The organism is Micromonospora hortensis (genome assembly GCF_022230935.1).
In the GTDB taxonomy this organism is placed as follows: Bacteria; Actinomycetota; Actinomycetes; order Mycobacteriales; family Micromonosporaceae; genus Micromonospora; species Micromonospora hortensis.
On sequence record NZ_JAKKFE010000059.1, the window covers coordinates 1 to 1,028 of the forward strand.

The window sequence follows — 1,028 nt, forward strand, 5'->3', positions numbered from 1 at the left end:
GCCAGCTCACCTCGGGGGTCGGTCGCATACCGCACCAGCACCGGTGCGCCGAGACCCGCGCTGCGGACCGACTCGGCCAACCGGGCCAGCTCCCCCATCGCGGCGGTCATCCCCGCCAGCTCCGTGTGCAGGCCCGCACCGACCTCCACGGCGGCTACCGGGTACGGCAGCAGGCGGTTCAGCACCACCTCGGCGGGTCTTCGGGATCCGGCCAGGTCGACCGCGAGCGCGGTCAGTTCGGCCGCCCGCTCACCCTCCGGCACGACCACCAGCACCCGGTGGGTGTCGGGCCCACCGAGCGCGGCCCGCTGTGCCTGGGCGATGTCCCGGTCCACCAGGCGACGGGGATAGATCACATTGAGCAGTGGCCCGGCCATCACGGTGGTGACCAGGGCCATGACCACCATCAGCGAGAACAACTCAGGGTTGAGGATGCCGAGCTGCAGACCCACGGTGAGGATGACGATCTCGGTGAGGCCACGGGTGTTCATCAGGGCCGCGAGCGCCCCCGCCGGCCGTCGGGCGACCCGCTGCGAGCGGGCGCCGAGGTACGCGCCGACGAACTTGCCGCCGATCGCCGTGACGAGGATGAGGGCGAGGTCCACCACACCGGAGAGACCGATCCGGGACAGGTCGACCTGGAGCCCGGCGATCACGAAGAAGACCGGGAGCAGAAGCAGCACGGAGACCTGCTCCAGGCGCTCCAGGATCTCCTCCCGCAGCGCCGCACCGTCCACCCGCGGCATGATCGCGCCGAAGACGAAGGCACCGAAGATGGCGTGCAGGCCGAGCAGCTCCGTGGCGTAGCAGGACAGCAGCAGGCCGACCAGGATGACACCGAGCACGTCCGGGGTGAGTCGGCCGGCACGTGCCCGGACGACCGTCAACCGGCGCAGCATCGGCCGCACCCAGCCGAACATCACCAGCAGGTACGGTGCCACGAGCAGCACCTGCCACGGGAATCCGGCCTCCGCACCGCCCACCGCGACGACCCCGGCCAGCAGGCACCAGGCGACCACGTCGTCGAC

1 protein-coding gene is annotated in these 1,028 nt (G+C 71.3%); it reads right to left on the reverse strand.

Annotation, left to right across the window (positions count from 1 at the left end; all coding sequences use genetic code 11):
• A partial coding sequence (locus NIE111_RS28150; protein ID WP_238687317.1) for a cation:proton antiporter occupies nt 1-1,028 on the reverse strand: 1,028 nt, incomplete at both ends.